The following is a 15,480-nucleotide window of genomic DNA, read 5'->3' as shown; positions in this document are numbered from 1 at the left end:
AACCTTACGCTCTTTGCACAGTCACATTTACGGTTGAAGCATCGACACCAGGTCGGGAACAGAAATTTATATGAATTACATTAAAAGTTTAACGCAGCAAAAGTTGTCGCTTTTGCTGGCGCTCTATCTTGGCATCTTATTGAATTTGCCAATCTTTTATCGCCGTTTTGACGGCTTCTTAACGAAATCCACCGTCACCAACTGGTTATCCGCTGCGGCGGAAGTGACCGCTGCCGTACTGCTGACCTTCTTCCTGATGCGACTGCTGTCGCTGGGTGGCAAATGGTTTTATCGCGTAATCGCCAGCCTGCTGGTGGTGATTTCGGTGGCCGCCGCCTATTACATGGCGTTCTTTAACGTGGTGATCGGTTACGGCATCGTGGCGTCGGTCATGACCACCGATGTCGATCTCTCTAAAGAGGTTATCGGGCTGCACTTTGTATTGTGGATGGTGCTGGTGAGCGCACTGCCGCTGCTGCTGATCTGGCGCAATAACCTGAGCCTGACACTGATTGAACAGCTGAAAACCCCCGGTCAGCGTCTGAAACCTACAGTGATCCTGCTGCTGAGCGTGGCGCTGGTATGGCTGCCGATTCGCTACTTCGACAAGCTGCAAAAAGCCAATGAAGAGATCACCAATATCGACCTGCCAAGCTATGGCGGCGTAGTGGCGCACTCTTATCTGCCTTCGAACTGGATCGCGGCGCTGGGCCTGTTCGCCTGGACCAAGGTGGATGAGAGGCTGGACAGCCAGGAGTTACTCGATCCGGCGAAGAAGTTTACCTATATAGCGCCGCCTGGCATTGACGATACCTATGTGGTGTTTGTGATTGGCGAGACCACGCGCTGGGATCACATGGGCATGCTGGGCTATAACCGCGATACCACGCCGAAGCTGTCGAAAGAGAAGAATCTGGTGGCATTCCGCGGTGAATCCTGTGATACCGCCACCAAGCTGTCGCTGCGCTGCATGTTTGTGCGCGAGGGCGGCACCATGGATAACCCTGGCCGTACGCTGAAAGAGCAGAACATTTTTGCGGTGATGAAAGAGCTGGGCTTCACCTCCGAGCTGTTCGCCATGCAGAGCGAAGTGTGGTTCTACGACAACGCCGATGTGAATAACTTCTCGTTCCGCGAGCAGATTGGTTCTGAGAAGCGTAATCAGGGCAAAGCGGTGGACGATATGCTGCTGGTGCCAGAGCTACAGGCTTCACTGCAGCGCTTCCCGAAAGGCAAGCATCTGGTGGTGTTGCACACGAAAGGTTCGCACTATCTCTATTCACAGCGTTATCCGCGCGAGTTTGCCCGCTATCAGCCTGAGTGTATTGGCGTGGACGATAAGTGCAGCAAAGCCCAGCTGATTAACGCCTACGACAACTCGATTCTGTATGTTGATACCATGCTGGACAGCGTGCTGGATCAGCTGCGTGATAAGAAGGCGATTGTGTTCTATGCCGCGGACCACGGTGAGTCGATCAGCGAAAATATGCACCTGCACGGTACGCCGCGCGAGATGGCACCGCCGGAGCAGTTCCGCGTGCCGATGATTGTCTGGGCGTCTGATAAGTATTTGCAGGACCCGACTAACCGCAGCAACTTTGAGCGGTTACAGGCGCAGCAGCGCGTCGGCAAAACCCATCGTCACGTTGAGTTGTTCGACACCATTTTAGGGTGTCTGGGTTATACCTCGCCGGATGGCGGTATTAAAGCAGCGAATAACTGGTGCCAGGCACCTGCCACTGCCAGCAGTGCGAAAGCGCTGTAATTCGTGCCTGGATCTTATTGAGCAGGCTGGTGTTTAAGGCACTGCTTGCTTTCCAGGCAATCAGGCGGATTTTCGGGAAAAGGGATTGACGCTCTAAAGTCACGGCAGTAATATTCGCCCCCATCGGCGAGTAGCGCAGCTTGGTAGCGCAACTGGTTTGGGACCAGTGGGTCGGAGGTTCGAATCCTCTCTCGCCGACCATCATTTAAGAAACCTGCTTTGCAAAAAGCAGGTTTTTTTTCGTCTGTGGCAAATAGAGGATGAGAACCTCCGAAGGAGGTTTGAGCCGAGCGCAGCGAGACAACGTTGCGTCAGCAACGGCCCGCAGGGCGCTTCTCGCAGAGAAGCGTAATCCTCTCTCGCCGACCATCATTCAAGAAACCTGCTTTGCAAAAAGCAGGTTTTTTTTCGTCTGTCGTTTTTGCAGTTTCAGGGTGAAATACGGGACCGCTCCGTAAAGACGCTGTCTCGTCCCTGATCGCTCGGCACACGCCATCCATGGCGTGTGACGCTTTACTCCACGGCCCCGCCTTCCACCCTTTATCCGGCTTCGGCGATGGCTGAAGGTTTACTGGCTGCCGTGCACATCCCCAGGTGCGTATAAATACGCATCCTACAAAAGTGCATAATCCTGTAGGGTCGCCATTCATGGCGACCGGACGGCCACGCCGGAACCCACGCCGATCATCCATGGCGATCTAATGACCTTCCCTGAACCAGACTCACATCCCGGCAGCGATCAAGCAAAGTCATCAATTTACGCGTTCCATTAATCATCACCGGGATAAACGGTATTATCCTTCAACACCGCTCTTCATCCCTTGCTGCATCAAAGCACCTCTCTTAATTCGCGACACATTCTGCTTATGACCGGCTTTTGCTTTTTGCTGATTTCTTATGCCATTACGCCAGCATATTTCGCTGCCTGAACGTCATAACGCACGGGGAATCGTTCAGATATTCAACATTTACCGACAACTTTAAGACGTTTTTTAACGGTGATAATCACTGTCATCAGGCGCCATTGCCAGAGAATCACACGGCATTGCGCGCTTTATCACCTTTTTAAATTTTGGCTTAGCGTGCAAACACTGTTTTTTATCGTTGCTTGCACTTACTCACACTCTGTGTAAATAACCCCACGTTGTATTGACGTTCATTGCAACTGTTGACAAATTGATGCGTCAATAAGATGCAGAGACGGCCAGCGCTGGCAGGTTCCACGGCGTCAGCGCTACAACAATAACCGCTCGCATTTTGGTCATTACATAACTGACCTGCCCGAACCGCATAAAAAAACCAGAGGTCGGGCGACGCACACAACATCACATCACAATGGAGCAAAACATGATCAACTCCCTGGCCAAATCCAGGATGCTGAAGGTCGGTCTTAGCCTGATTGCTATGACCGTGGCCGCGGGCGTTCAGGCGAAAACCCTCGTTTACTGTTCAGAAGGTTCGCCGGAAGGCTTCAACCCGCAGCTGTTCACATCCGGCACCACTTACGATGCCAGCTCAGTACCGATCTATAACCGTCTGGTTGAGTTCAAAACCGGTACCACTGAGCTGCAGCCGGGCCTGGCAGAAAAATGGGACGTCAGCGAAGATGGTAAAACCTATACCTTCCATCTGCGTCAGGGCGTGAAGTGGCAAACCACCAAAGACTTCAAGCCGACCCGCACCTTCAACGCTGATGACGTCGTGTTCTCCTTCGAGCGCCAGCTCGATAAAAACAACAAGTACCACGGTGTCTCCGGCGGCAGCTACGAATACTTTGAAGGCATGGACATGCCGAAGCTGATCGCCAAAATCGAAAAAGTGGATGACTACACCGTACGCTTCACGCTGACCCGTCCGGAAGCGCCATTCCTCGCCGACCTTGGCATGGACTTCGCGTCAATTCTGTCGAAAGAGTACGCCGACAACATGCTGAAAGCCGGCACGCCAGAAAAACTGGACCTCAACCCGGTGGGTACCGGTCCGTTCGTGCTGCAGCAGTACCAGAAAGACTCACGTATTCTGTACAAAGCCAACCCGGACTTCTGGGGCACCAAGCCAAAAATCGATCGTCTGGTATTCTCCATCACGCCAGATGCTTCGGTGCGCTACGCCAAACTGCAGAAAGGCGAGTGTCAGGTGATGCCGTATCCCAACCCGGCTGACATCGCCAGCATGAAGAAAGACTCCAAAATCAACCTGATGGAACAGCCAGGGCTGAACGTCGGTTACCTGTCTTTCAACACCGAGAAAAAACCGCTGGATAACGTCAAAGTGCGTCAGGCACTGACCATGGCGGTGAACAAACAAGCGATCATTGATGCGGTCTATCAGGGCGCCGGTCAGGCAGCGAAAAACCTGATCCCACCAACCATGTGGGGCTACAACAATGACGTCAAAGACTACGCTTACGATCCGGCCAAAGCCAAAGAGCTGCTGAAAGAAGCGGGCATGCCGGATGGCTTCAGCATTGACCTGTGGGCGATGCCGGTACAGCGTCCGTACAACCCGAACGCCCGTCGTATGGCGGAAATGGTTCAGGCTGACTGGGCGAAAATCGGCGTGAAAGCCAAAATCGTTACTTTCGAGTGGGGCGAGTACCTGAAGCGTGCTAAAGCCGGTGAACACCAGACCGTGATGATGGGCTGGACCGGTGATAACGGGGATCCGGATAACTTCTTCGCCACCCTGTTCAGCTGCGCGGCAGCGAAAGACGGTTCTAACTACTCACGCTGGTGCTACAAGCCGTTTGAAGATCTGATCCAGCCAGCGCGTGCTGAAGCCGATCACAACAAACGTATTGAGCTCTACAAGCAGGCGCAGGTGGTAATGCACGACCAGGCGCCAGCACTGATCATCGCGCACTCAACCGTGTACGAGCCAGTGAGCAAGAAAGTGAGTGGCTATGTGGTTGATCCATTAGGTAAACATCACTTCGAAAACGTCGACATCCAGGAATAACCTTTCGGATTATCGCGGTCAGGGCCAGCATGGCTGGCCCTCGGGCGGCACCTTCGCCGCCCGTACTCCGCACTTTATTTCCGGCTAATTTCTTATAAACCCTCAATACCTTGCGCTGATGCAGCGTGAAGTATGACGGGGATTTTGAAGCGCTTCTTGCGTCGCGTCCGGCTATGCCGGCTGCGGATTGTGAGCAATGTAGTCCATGGCGTTAGCGCCACGGAAAATGACTGAGAATCCGGCTTATGCTGCAATTCATACTCCGACGTCTGGGCCTTGTCATCCCGACGTTCATCGGTATTACATTATTGACCTTTGCCTTCGTTCACCTGATCCCCGGCGACCCGGTGCTGATCATGGCCGGTGAACGCGGTATCTCCCCCGAACGTCATGCGCAGCTGATGGCCCAGTTTGGTCTCGATCAGCCGATGTGGAAACAGTACATCACTTACATCAACGGCGTGCTGCATGGCGACCTCGGCATCTCGCTGAAAAGCCGCATCCCGGTGTGGGATGAGTTCGTGCCGCGCTTTAAAGCCACGCTTGAGCTGGGCATTTGCGCCATGATCTTCGCCGTTGCCGTGGGTATTCCGGTCGGCGTGCTGGCGGCGGTGAAACGCGGCTCAATTTTCGATCACACCGCGGTGGGCATCTCGCTGACCGGCTACTCAATGCCGATCTTCTGGTGGGGCATCATGCTGATCATGCTGGTGTCGGTGCAGCTCAACCTGACGCCGGTCTCCGGCCGCGTCAGCGACACCATCTTCCTTGACGACAGCCATCCGCTCACCGGCTTTATGCTGATTGATACGCTACTGTGGGGCGAAGAGGGCGACTTCAAAGATGCGGTGATGCACATGATCCTGCCGGCCATCGTGCTGGGCACCATTCCGCTGGCGGTGATTGTGCGTATGACGCGCTCCTCGATGCTGGAAGTGCTGGGTGAAGACTACATCCGTACCGCGCGCGCCAAAGGCCTGACGCGCATGCGCGTGATCGTGGTGCATGCGCTGCGTAACGCCATGCTGCCGGTGGTCACGGTGATCGGTCTGCAGGTGGGCACGCTGCTGGCGGGCGCCATCCTCACCGAAACCATCTTCTCCTGGCCGGGACTCGGCCGCTGGCTGATCGAAGCACTGCAGCGCCGTGATTATCCGGTGGTGCAGGGCGGCGTGCTGCTGGTGGCAATCCTGATCATTCTGGTCAACCTGCTGGTTGATCTGTTGTACGGCGTGGTGAATCCGCGCATCCGTCATAAGAAATAAGGGGGAATCATGTCTGCTGTTGATCCCGCAAGCGTCACCGCTGCACCGAAGCCGATGACCCCGATTCAGGAATTCTGGCACTATTTTAAACGTAACAAAGGCGCGGTTATCGGCCTGGTTTACATCATTCTGATGCTGCTGATCGCCATCTTCGCCGATGCGCTGGCACCGCATGCCCCGGCTGAGCAGTTCCGCGATGCGCTGTTGCACCCGCCGGTGTGGCAGGAGGGCGGCAGCTGGAAATTTATTCTGGGCACCGATGACGTCGGCCGTGACATCCTGTCGCGCCTGATGTTTGGTGCGCGCCTGTCGCTGCTGGTGGGCTGCATGGTGGTGGTGCTGTCGCTGATTCTGGGCGTGATTTTCGGCCTGATGGCCGGTTATCTCGGCGGCGTGGTGGATGCAGTAATCATGCGCCTCGTCGATATCATGCTGGCGCTGCCAAGCCTGCTGCTGGCGCTGGTGCTGGTGGCCATCTTTGGCCCGTCGATTGTCAACGCCTCGCTGGCGATCACCTTCGTCGCACTGCCGCACTACATTCGCCTGACGCGCGCAGCGGTGCTGGTGGAAGTCAATCGCGACTACGTAACCGCCTCCAGCGTGGCCGGTGCCGGTACGCTGCGCCAGATGTTCATCAATATTCTGCCTAACTGCCTGGCACCGCTGATTGTGCAGGCGTCGTTAGGTTTCTCCAACGCTATCCTGGATATGGCCGCGTTGGGCTTTCTCGGTATGGGGGCGCAGCCGCCGACGCCGGAGTGGGGCACCATGCTCTCCGACGTGTTGCAGTATGCGCAGAGTGCCTGGTGGGTCGTGACCTTCCCCGGAGTGGTCATCCTGCTGACGGTTCTGGCCTTTAACCTCATGGGCGATGGTTTGCGTGATGCACTCGACCCGAAACTCAAGCAGTAAAGAGGCACCGAGATGGCGTTATTAAATGTAGAAAAACTGTCGGTGCATTTCGGCGACGAAAAGGCACCGTTCCGTGCGGTTGACCGCATCAGCTACCAGGTAGAACAGGGCCAGGTCGTCGGGATTGTCGGCGAGTCCGGCTCCGGTAAATCGGTCAGCTCGCTGGCGATCATGGGGCTGATTGACTATCCCGGTCGCGTGAAAGCAGAGAAGCTGGAGTTCAATCAGCGCGACCTGCAGCGCATCTCCGAAAAAGAGCGCCGCCAGCTGGTGGGCGCAGAAGTGGCGATGATCTTCCAGGACCCGATGACCAGCCTCAACCCGTGTTACACCGTGGGCTACCAGATCATGGAAGCGCTGAAAGTGCATCAGGGCGGCAGCAAGCGCACGCGGCGTCAGCGTGCCATCGACCTGCTGGAGCAGGTGGGCATTCCCGATCCGGCATCGCGGCTCGATGTCTATCCGCATCAGCTGTCCGGCGGTATGAGCCAGCGCGTGATGATCGCCATGGCCATTGCCTGTAAGCCGAAGCTGCTGATTGCCGATGAGCCAACCACGGCGCTCGACGTGACCATTCAGGCGCAAATCATCGAACTGCTGCTGGAGTTACAGAAGCAGGAGAACATGGCGCTGATCCTGATCACGCACGATCTGGCGCTGGTGGCCGAAGCGGCGCAGCACATCATCGTGATGTACGCCGGTCAGGTGGTGGAGAGCGGCAAAGCGGTGGATATCTTTAAAGCGCCGCGTCACCCGTATACGCAGGCGCTGCTGCGTGCGCTGCCGGAGTTTGCCGCCGACAAAGCGCGGCTGGCGTCGCTGCCGGGCGTGGTGCCGGGCAAGTATGACCGCCCTAACGGCTGTCTGCTCAATCCGCGCTGCCCGTATGTGACCGACCGCTGCCGTACTGAAGAACCTGAGCTGCGCGATATTCCGGGCCGCCAGTCCAAATGTCACTTCCCACTGGATGATGCCGGGAGACCGACTTATGAGTCTTGATAACACGAAGCAGGATTACCTGCTGCAGGCGATTAACCTGAAAAAACACTATCCGGTGAAAAAGAGTCTGTTCGGCCAGGAGCGCCTGGTGAAGGCGCTGGACGGCGTCTCCTTTAACCTCGAGCGTGGCAAAACGCTGGCGGTGGTGGGCGAATCCGGCTGCGGTAAATCCACGCTCGGACGCCTGCTGACAATGATTGAAACGCCGACCGCCGGCGAGTTGTACTGGCACGGGCAGGATCTGCTGAAACACGATCCGCAGGCGCAAAAGCTGCGCCGGCAGAAAATCCAGATTGTGTTCCAGAACCCGTACGGTTCGCTCAATCCGCGTAAGAAAATCAGCCAGATTCTGGAAGAGCCGCTGGTGATCAACACCGTGCTGAGCAAAGCGGAACGGCGGGAAAAAACGCTGGAGATGATGGCCAAAGTGGGCCTGAAAACCGAGCACTACGATCGCTATCCGCATATGTTCTCCGGCGGTCAGCGCCAGCGTATCGCTATCGCGCGCGGCCTGATGCTCGATCCGGACGTGCTGATTGCCGATGAGCCGGTCTCGGCGCTCGACGTATCGGTGCGAGCTCAGGTGCTCAACCTGATGATGGATTTACAGCAGGATCTCGGCCTGTCCTATGTGTTCATCTCGCATGACCTGTCGGTGGTGGAGCACATCGCCGACGAAGTCATGGTGATGTACCTCGGACGCTGTGTGGAAAAGGGCAGCAAAGAGGCGATCTTCAGCAACCCGCGCCATCCGTATACTCAGGCGCTGCTGTCGGCCACGCCACGCCTCAATCCGGACGAACGCCGCGAGCGCATCAAACTGACCGGTGAGCTGCCGAGCCCGCTGAATCCGCCGCCGGGCTGTGCGTTTAACGCACGCTGCCGCCGCCGTTTCGGTACCTGCGTGCAGCTGCAGCCGAAACTGAAGCAGTATGGTGAGCAGCAAATCGCCTGCTTCGCCGTCGACCAGGATGAGAATCAGCCGGTGGCGACGCCGTAATTACGGCCAGTCAGTGCGAAAGGCTCCTGCGGGAGCCTTTGTTATTGGTGGCCTGATACATGAGTAAAATTAACCTGACGTGTCTTAATCGCCTGCGATGGCAGAAATGTATTACGCGACTGAATCTTTAAATCGCTGGTCCTGAACCATAGCGAAAAGGTTAAGGCAAATTCTGAATCCGTGCCGCATTGTGTGAGCGCCGTCACGGCCAGAGATAACTGCACATTTCAATGATATGTTGTTTATTATCAGTGCATTAGTTTAATTATCTTCTGGCTGCTATTTCCGTTAATCGATTTTTATTAATCCTGCTCAATTAATCAGTGCATGCTTTTTGCATCTGCATATTTTCAATCTTTCAGATAAAACTCTTTTGTCGAATCTGCGGTTTTAATAATCAGAATTCTCTCACCGTGTCTTAACGTGTGTGTTATATTCGCGGAAATTACCCCTCCGCTTTAACAGGCTCTGATCATGAAGAACTACGACGATCTGCAGCGTTTCCAGGAAAAAACGCAAACGCTGGACATTGCTTTTAAGGATATGTCCGGGCAATCGCTGGAAGCCGATCACAGCCAGTGGGCGATCATCCGTCAGCTGGCGACGGATGATGAGCCGGAGCTGGGTAGCGGCCAGCGCGTCGATCTGCCGCAGCCGCAGCCGATTCGCGGCGATGAGTTTGTCGCGCCGCCGCAGGCTCTCAATCCGGCGCCCGTCGCCCGCAGTGAAAAGGCATCGCTGCTGCAGAGCCTCGCCGCCAGCGCGCCGGCACCCGACACAGAAACACCGCGCAGCGCGTTATTCCCGCCAGCAAGCAGCGCGCCCACTGCCGCGTCAGTGTCGTCACTGGCACCGGCAGCCACGCACGTAGCGCGTCAGGCGGCCACTTCACTGTTCCCACCGCCGCCGATCAGCGCGCCGGTTGCTGAACAGGCGGTTGTCCCTGCTGCCGCAGCACCGGCCACTACGCCCGCCGTGGCGCAGCTGGAGCCTGCTACGCCCTCGCGCTTTGGCGCACTGTTCCGCTCGCGTGCGGCGGAACCGGTTCATTTATCTAAAGAAACACTGCTCAAACCGTTACTGGAGAAGATCGCGCTATGCCATTAGTTTGTGTGTGCTCGCCAAAAGGGGGAGTAGGAAAAACCACCATGGCGGCCAACCTGGCCTGGAGTCTGGCGCGTGCCGGCAGCAAAGTGCTGGCGATCGATTTTGACGTACAAAATGCGCTGCGCCTGCATTTTGGCGTACCGCTGCACGACAGCCGCGGCTTTGTGGCGCGCTCGGAAGAGCACGCTGACTGGAGTCAGTCAATCCTTACCACCGGCAGCAACATCTTTGTCATGCCTTACGGTGAAGTGACTGAAGCGCAGCGTGAGCGCTTCGAACACAACCTGGCGCACGATGCCCATTTCTTAAAACGCGGCCTGGATACCGTTCTGAATTATCCGGGTCTGGTGATTATTGCGGATTTTCCGCCGGGACCCGGTCCGGCGCTGAAAGCCATGCAGACGCTGGCCGATATGCATTTAGTGGTGATGCTGGCGGATACCGCCTCGGTGGCGCTGCTGCCGCAAATTGAAAACCATCGCATGATTGGCCAGCCATTAAATAATCAGCACGGTCATTATTTCGTGCTCAACCAAAGTGATAATCGCCGGAATATCAGCCGTGAAGTGACCGCATTTATGCAGCAGCGGCTGGGCGATAATTTACTCGGCGTGGTGCACCGCGATGAAAGCGTGGCTGAGGCCAATGCCTCGCAGCAGTCAATCTATGATTTCAGCCCGGCTTCGGCAGCGGCGTTTGATATTGAACTGGTGGCAAAACGGGTGGCGAATATCCTGAATATCAACGTAGGCAACGGCGAAGTTCAGGCACCGATCCGCAGTCATTATTAACAAGCCCGGCCGCCAGCGGCCTGGTTCAAATAATAACAACACAGCTTTTTCAGGGTGAATCATGAGTAAACTCGGGTTTTACCTGCTGCTGCTGGTGCTTGCACCGGTCGCTGCGGTAATCGTCATCACGCCTATGGACAGCCAGAAACAGTATATTTTTGGTTTGATCAGTATTGGCATGATGTTTTTACTGGGCTTCAGTAAAAGCCGTAAAATAACCATTGTGATGGTTTTTCTTTCCGCGCTGATGTCGACCCGATATATCTGGTGGCGCACCACGGAAACGCTGCAGTTTAATTCCGAGATTGAAGCGATTCTCGGTATCGGCTTATATCTGGCCGAGCTGTACGTCTGGCTGATCTTAATTCTCGGCTTCCTGCAAACCAGCTGGCCATTAAAACGCACCATCGAACCGCTGCCGGATGATACCCGCTTGTGGCCGACGGTCGATGTCTACGTGCCGACCTATAACGAAAGCCTCGACGTGGTGCGGGATACCGTGCTGGCGGCGCAGTGTATCGACTACCCGCGCGATAAGATCAAAGTTTACCTGCTGGATGATGGCAAACGCAGCGAGTTCGCGGTATTTGCCGCCGACGTTGGCGTCGGCTATATCACGCGCGACGATAACCGCCACGCCAAAGCCGGCAACCTCAATCACGCCATGAAAATCACCAAAGGTGAGCTGATTTGCGTGTTTGACTGCGACCACGTGGCGACGCGCACGTTCCTGCAGGCCACCGTCGGTCCGTTCCTGAAAGATCCGAAGCTGGCGCTGCTGCAGACGCCGCACTACTTTTACTCGCCGGATCCGTTCGAACGTAACCTGCGCGCTGCGCGCAGCATCCCGAATGAGGGCTCGTTGTTTTACGGCCCGGTGCAGCAGGGCAACGACAACTGGAACGCCACGTTCTTCTGCGGCTCCTGTGCGGTGATCCGCCGCAGCGCGCTGGAACAGATTGGCGGCTTCGCGGTGGAAACCGTCACCGAGGACGCGCATACCGCGCTGAAAATGCAGCGTCTCGGCTGGGGCTCGGCGTTCCTGGCAATTCCGCTGGCGGCAGGACTGGCGACCGAACGTCTGGGGCTGCACGTGATTCAGCGTACCCGCTGGGCGCGCGGCATGACGCAGATTTTCCGCGTCGACAATCCGCTGCTGGGCCGTGGGCTCAAGTGGCAGCAGCGTCTGTGCTACCTCAACGCTATGCTGCACTTCCAGTTTGGCCTGCCGCGCGTGGCGTTCCTCACCGCGCCGCTGGCTTACCTGCTATTTAACCTGAATATTATCCACTCGTCGGCGTCACTCATCTTCGCTTACGTACTGCCGCATCTGGTGATGTCGCTGTACGTTAACTCGCGCATGAATGGCAAATTCCGCTACACCTTCTGGGGTGAAATCTACGAAACCGTGATGTGCTTCCACCTGGTGATTCCGACGCTGCTGACCCTGCTGTCGCCAAAGCACGGCAAATTCAACGTGACGGATAAAGGCGGCCTGCTGGACCAGGGCTTCTTTGACTTCCACATCGTGCGGCCTCACGTCATCGTTGCCGCGCTGCTGTCGATTGGCATCGTGGCCGGCGTGGTGCGTGCCGTGGCGCATGATTACTTCGGGGTGGACCCGTATGTGATTGCGCTCAACGTCGGCTGGGCGGTGTTCAGCCTGATTATTCTGATGGCGGCGATTGCCGTGGCGCGTGAAACCAAACAGGTGCGTAAAACCATTCGTATCGAGGTGCAGATCCCGGCGGTGATTCACTACGCCAGCGGCATCTCTTCGCGCACGCAAACCAGCGATCTGTCGATGGGCGGCGCGCAGCTGGATGCGCCGGACAACCGGCATGAGCACGATGAAATCGAAGAGATCGATCTGTTGCTGAAATCGGGTGCCATCACCATTCCGGTGAGCAAGATCTCCGGTGATGAGGAGACCATTCGCCTGCGCTTTGGCGCGATGCCGCTGGCGCGCCGCCGTGAACTGGTGCGCGTGGTGCTGGCGCGGGCCGATGCGTGGATCCAGCCGGAATATAAGCAGGACAATCCGCTGTTGTCGCTCGGCACCATCATCCGTACCGTCTTTGAGCTGTTCTGGCTGAGCTGGAAAGATCGCCGTGAGGCGCGCAAGCGTGATGGCCAGGCAACGGCCAAAGAGGACAGCGCAGCATGAAAACATTGACGTACACGCTGCTGGCCAGCGCGCTGACCACCACGCTGCTGCTCGCCCCTGCCTGGGCAGAGACGCCGGCGGTAACCCAGGACAGCGCCGCGCTCTCTGACGTACCGCCGCCGCAGGGGCTGGATGGCAGTGCCGATCCGCAGCTGAAGCAGGCGGCGGGCGACGCGCCGTACACGCCGGGCGATGCAGCGCCGCTGCAGGAAAATACAGCACCCGCACAGTCGGCAGAGTCAGCACCGCCGGCAGAGGCAGCAACGCCAGCAGCATCGGCTGCGCCTGACATCGTCATACCGTCGGTGGCTGCGGAGGCACCGGCTGCCGCTGATCCCGCTGGCGCGCTGTTAAACCAGCCGGTGAGCAGCACCATTTCGGTGGCGCAGATGGGGCAGCCGCGCGGCATCACCCTGACCGGCGGCCAGCTGCAGTCCGGTATTCTGTTTACCCTGCCGGGCGATGAGGTGATCACTAATGCGCGGCTCAACCTGTCGCTGCGCGTCTCTGCCGCGCTGGCGGCGCGCAACACGTCGCTGCAGCTGATGCTCAACGGCCAGCCGCTCGGCACCCTGCCGCTGGGTGCCAGCGACAGCGATGTCAGCGACTATCAGCTGGATATTCCGGCGGCGATGGTGGTTTCCAGTAATAACCTCAGCTTTAAAATTAACGATGCCGACAAGCTGCTGTGCGAAAAAGAGAGCGCGCAGCAGTATCAGGTCACCATTCTGCCGAAAACCACGCTCAGCCTTGAAGGCCAGCAGCTCAACATCGGCACCAGCCTGCGCAACTTCCCGCGTCCGTTTATTGATGTGCAGCGCATGACGCCCGCCAGCGTGACCTTTGGTTTTGCCGCTAACGTTTCGCCGGATAGCGTCAGCGCCGCCGCGCTGGTGGCTTCCTGGCTCGGCATTCAGTCGGATTACCGTGGCATCCGTTTCCCGGTGGTGCGCGGCGATCTGCCCGAGCACAACGGTATCCTGATCGGCCATCCGGGTGACAAAATCGGCAGCGTGACGCTGCCCGCAGCCCGTGGTCCGCTGCTGCAGGTGATCGATAACCCCAACAATCCGGTGTACAAACTGCTGCTGGTGGTCGGTGCAGATGATGCCCAGCTGCGCCAGGCGGCCAACCGCCTGACCACGCAGCCGCTGGCCACCGATGCCAGCAGCCTGAACGTACCGCAGCAGCCGCTTGGCACGCGCAAACCGTACGACGCACCGCGCTGGATCAACACCAGCCGCCCGGTGCGCCTCAGCGAGCTGCTGCGTAAAGATCAGAGCCTGACCACCACCGGTATCTGGCACGATGCGCTGCGGGTTAACTTCCGCGCGGCGCCGGATCTGTTCCTGTGGGACGGCGACGCGATTCCGGTCAATCTGCACTACCGTTTCCCGTCCGAAAGCTGGATCGATGAAAACAATTCGTTCCTCAACGTCACGCTGAACGGCACTTTCCTGCGCAACCTGACGGTGAACAAAGTCGGGCTGCTGGAGAGCGCCTGGCACCGGCTGGGCGGGGATGCACGCCAGGAGCAGTACACGCTTAAGCTGGAGCCATACCTGATTTACGGCGACAACCAGCTGGCGCTCTACTTCAACATCAAGCCAAAGGCGGATGCGCCGTGCGGCGTGCTGCTCAACAACAACATCAAGAGCCGTATCGAAGAGGATTCGTGGATCGATCTGAGCCACACGCGCCACTTCACCATGCTGCCGAACCTGTCGTACTTCGTCGGTGCTTCGTTCCCGTTCTCGCGGCTGGCGGATTTTTCGCAGACCACGCTGCTGCTGCCGGAGGCGCCGGGTGATGCCGAGATCGCCACGTTACTGGACATGGCCGCGCGCGCCGGTAACGCTACCGGCGTGCCGCTGGTGCAGAACCAGGTGTTGTTTGGTCTGCCGAACGGTGGCACCAATCTGACGCGCCTGCAGCACAGCGATGTACTGGCGGTGAGCACCATGCAGCACAGCGCCTTCACGCAGCAGATGCTGGCCGGCACCGCTTACCAGACCAGCGGCAACACGCTGGGCGTCAAAGAGCCGACCGCCGTCGATAAGCTGCGCGGCTGGCTGACCGGTGACTGGTCTCGCCAGCAGCTGGATGCCGATCGCTACTTCTCCTCAAATGAAGCGTGGCGCGGCTTTGTCAGCTATCGCTCACCGTGGAGCGCCGATCGTCTGGTGGTGATGACGGTCGCCACCAGCGATCAGCAGCTGCTGCGTTTGCACGATGATTTGAATTCGGCGCGCATCAACGCCGGCATCCGCGGTGATACCGCCATCATCACCGATGAGAACGGCATCCGCAGCTTCCGCGTCGGGCCGCAGTTCCCGAGCGGTGAAATGCCGTGGTACATGATGGTGGTGTGGTATGCCAACCAGCACTCGGTACTGATGGCGCTGGCGGCGCTGCTGCTGTCGGCGCTGATCGGCAGTGCGGCCTGGGTGATGCTGAAGCGCCACGCGTGGCGCCGTCTCCACCCGCAAGACGATAGCCACTCCGGCCGGAAGTAA

Annotated in this window: 10 protein-coding genes, 1 tRNA gene and 1 other RNA gene; all 12 read left to right on the top strand. The window is 57.6% G+C overall.

All coding sequences use genetic code 11. The annotated features are described in order from the left end of the window. Positions 1-70: 70 nt before the first annotated feature. The 12 genes from eptB (at position 71) to bcsB (ending at position 15,480) form a co-directional block, all read left to right on the top strand. Complete coding sequence (gene eptB / locus H7K56_RS19180) at positions 71-1,765, top strand: kdo(2)-lipid A phosphoethanolamine 7''-transferase (RefSeq protein ID WP_150360984.1); 1,695 nt, start codon at positions 71-73, stop codon at positions 1,763-1,765. A 124-nt stretch (positions 1,766-1,889) separates the two neighbouring features. Further along, positions 1,890-1,966, top strand: a tRNA-Pro gene (locus tag H7K56_RS19175). A gap of 38 nt (positions 1,967-2,004) precedes the next feature. Then, a non-coding RNA gene (locus H7K56_RS19170) (RtT sRNA) lies at positions 2,005-2,134 on the top strand. Positions 2,135-3,112: 978 nt separating this feature from the next. Next, positions 3,113-4,723 (top strand): dipeptide ABC transporter periplasmic-binding protein DppA, encoded by a 1,611-nt coding sequence (dppA, locus tag H7K56_RS19165; protein ID WP_058781649.1) that lies wholly within the window; start codon positions 3,113-3,115, stop codon positions 4,721-4,723. 245 nt (positions 4,724-4,968) lie between these two features. Continuing rightward, positions 4,969-5,988 (top strand): dipeptide ABC transporter permease DppB, encoded by a 1,020-nt coding sequence (gene dppB, locus H7K56_RS19160; protein WP_021507021.1) that lies wholly within the window; start codon positions 4,969-4,971, stop codon positions 5,986-5,988. Between the two features lie 9 nt (positions 5,989-5,997). Beyond that, positions 5,998-6,900: a dipeptide ABC transporter permease DppC gene (dppC, locus tag H7K56_RS19155; RefSeq protein ID WP_150360983.1), complete on the top strand. Its 903-nt coding sequence runs from the start codon at positions 5,998-6,000 to the stop codon at positions 6,898-6,900. Positions 6,901-6,912: 12 nt separating this feature from the next. Further along, positions 6,913-7,899 carry a dipeptide ABC transporter ATP-binding protein gene (dppD, locus tag H7K56_RS19150; RefSeq protein ID WP_021507019.1) on the top strand — a complete coding sequence of 329 codons (987 nt, stop codon included), beginning with the start codon at positions 6,913-6,915 and terminating at the stop codon, positions 7,897-7,899. Next, complete coding sequence (gene dppF, locus H7K56_RS19145; protein ID WP_150360982.1) at positions 7,889-8,899, top strand: dipeptide ABC transporter ATP-binding subunit DppF; 1,011 nt, start codon at positions 7,889-7,891, stop codon at positions 8,897-8,899. Before dppD ends, dppF begins: the two co-directional genes overlap by 11 nt. Before the next feature lie 474 nt (positions 8,900-9,373). Then, positions 9,374-10,006, top strand: coding sequence for a cellulose biosynthesis protein BcsO (gene bcsO / locus H7K56_RS19140; RefSeq protein WP_150360981.1), 633 nt, complete (start codon positions 9,374-9,376; stop codon positions 10,004-10,006). Then, the gene (gene bcsQ, locus H7K56_RS19135; RefSeq protein WP_150360980.1) at positions 9,997-10,797 is read left to right on the top strand and encodes a cellulose biosynthesis protein BcsQ; all 801 of its coding nucleotides are present in this window, start codon (positions 9,997-9,999) and stop codon (positions 10,795-10,797) included. Before bcsO ends, bcsQ begins: the two co-directional genes overlap by 10 nt. Positions 10,798-10,858: 61 nt before the next feature. Further along, the gene (bcsA, locus tag H7K56_RS19130; protein WP_150360979.1) at positions 10,859-12,964 is read left to right on the top strand and encodes a UDP-forming cellulose synthase catalytic subunit; all 2,106 of its coding nucleotides are present in this window, start codon (positions 10,859-10,861) and stop codon (positions 12,962-12,964) included. After that, positions 12,961-15,480 carry a cellulose biosynthesis cyclic di-GMP-binding regulatory protein BcsB gene (gene bcsB, locus H7K56_RS19125; RefSeq protein ID WP_150360978.1) on the top strand — a complete coding sequence of 840 codons (2,520 nt, stop codon included), beginning with the start codon at positions 12,961-12,963 and terminating at the stop codon, positions 15,478-15,480. The genes bcsA and bcsB overlap by 4 nt, the downstream gene beginning before the upstream one ends.

The sequence above is a fragment of the Pantoea dispersa genome (assembly GCF_014155765.1).
Lineage (GTDB): Bacteria > Pseudomonadota > Gammaproteobacteria > Enterobacterales > Enterobacteriaceae > Pantoea > Pantoea dispersa.
This window is presented reverse-complemented; position numbering and strand designations above follow the sequence as displayed.

What these genes read in the sequence shown, in the direction of transcription:
- eptB (WP_150360984.1), top strand. Translation starts at nt 71, where the DNA reads ATGAATTACATTAAAAGTTTAACGCAGCAAAAGTTGTCGCTTTTGCTG.
- dppA (WP_058781649.1), top strand. Translation starts at nt 3,113, where the DNA reads ATGATCAACTCCCTGGCCAAATCCAGGATGCTGAAGGTCGGTCTTAGC.
- dppB (WP_021507021.1), top strand. Translation starts at nt 4,969, where the DNA reads ATGCTGCAATTCATACTCCGACGTCTGGGCCTTGTCATCCCGACGTTC.
- dppC (WP_150360983.1), top strand. Translation starts at nt 5,998, where the DNA reads ATGTCTGCTGTTGATCCCGCAAGCGTCACCGCTGCACCGAAGCCGATG.
- dppD (WP_021507019.1), top strand. Translation starts at nt 6,913, where the DNA reads ATGGCGTTATTAAATGTAGAAAAACTGTCGGTGCATTTCGGCGACGAA.
- dppF (WP_150360982.1), top strand. Translation starts at nt 7,889, where the DNA reads ATGAGTCTTGATAACACGAAGCAGGATTACCTGCTGCAGGCGATTAAC.
- bcsO (WP_150360981.1), top strand. Translation starts at nt 9,374, where the DNA reads ATGAAGAACTACGACGATCTGCAGCGTTTCCAGGAAAAAACGCAAACG.
- bcsQ (WP_150360980.1), top strand. Translation starts at nt 9,997, where the DNA reads ATGCCATTAGTTTGTGTGTGCTCGCCAAAAGGGGGAGTAGGAAAAACC.
- bcsA (WP_150360979.1), top strand. Translation starts at nt 10,859, where the DNA reads ATGAGTAAACTCGGGTTTTACCTGCTGCTGCTGGTGCTTGCACCGGTC.
- bcsB (WP_150360978.1), top strand. Translation starts at nt 12,961, where the DNA reads ATGAAAACATTGACGTACACGCTGCTGGCCAGCGCGCTGACCACCACG.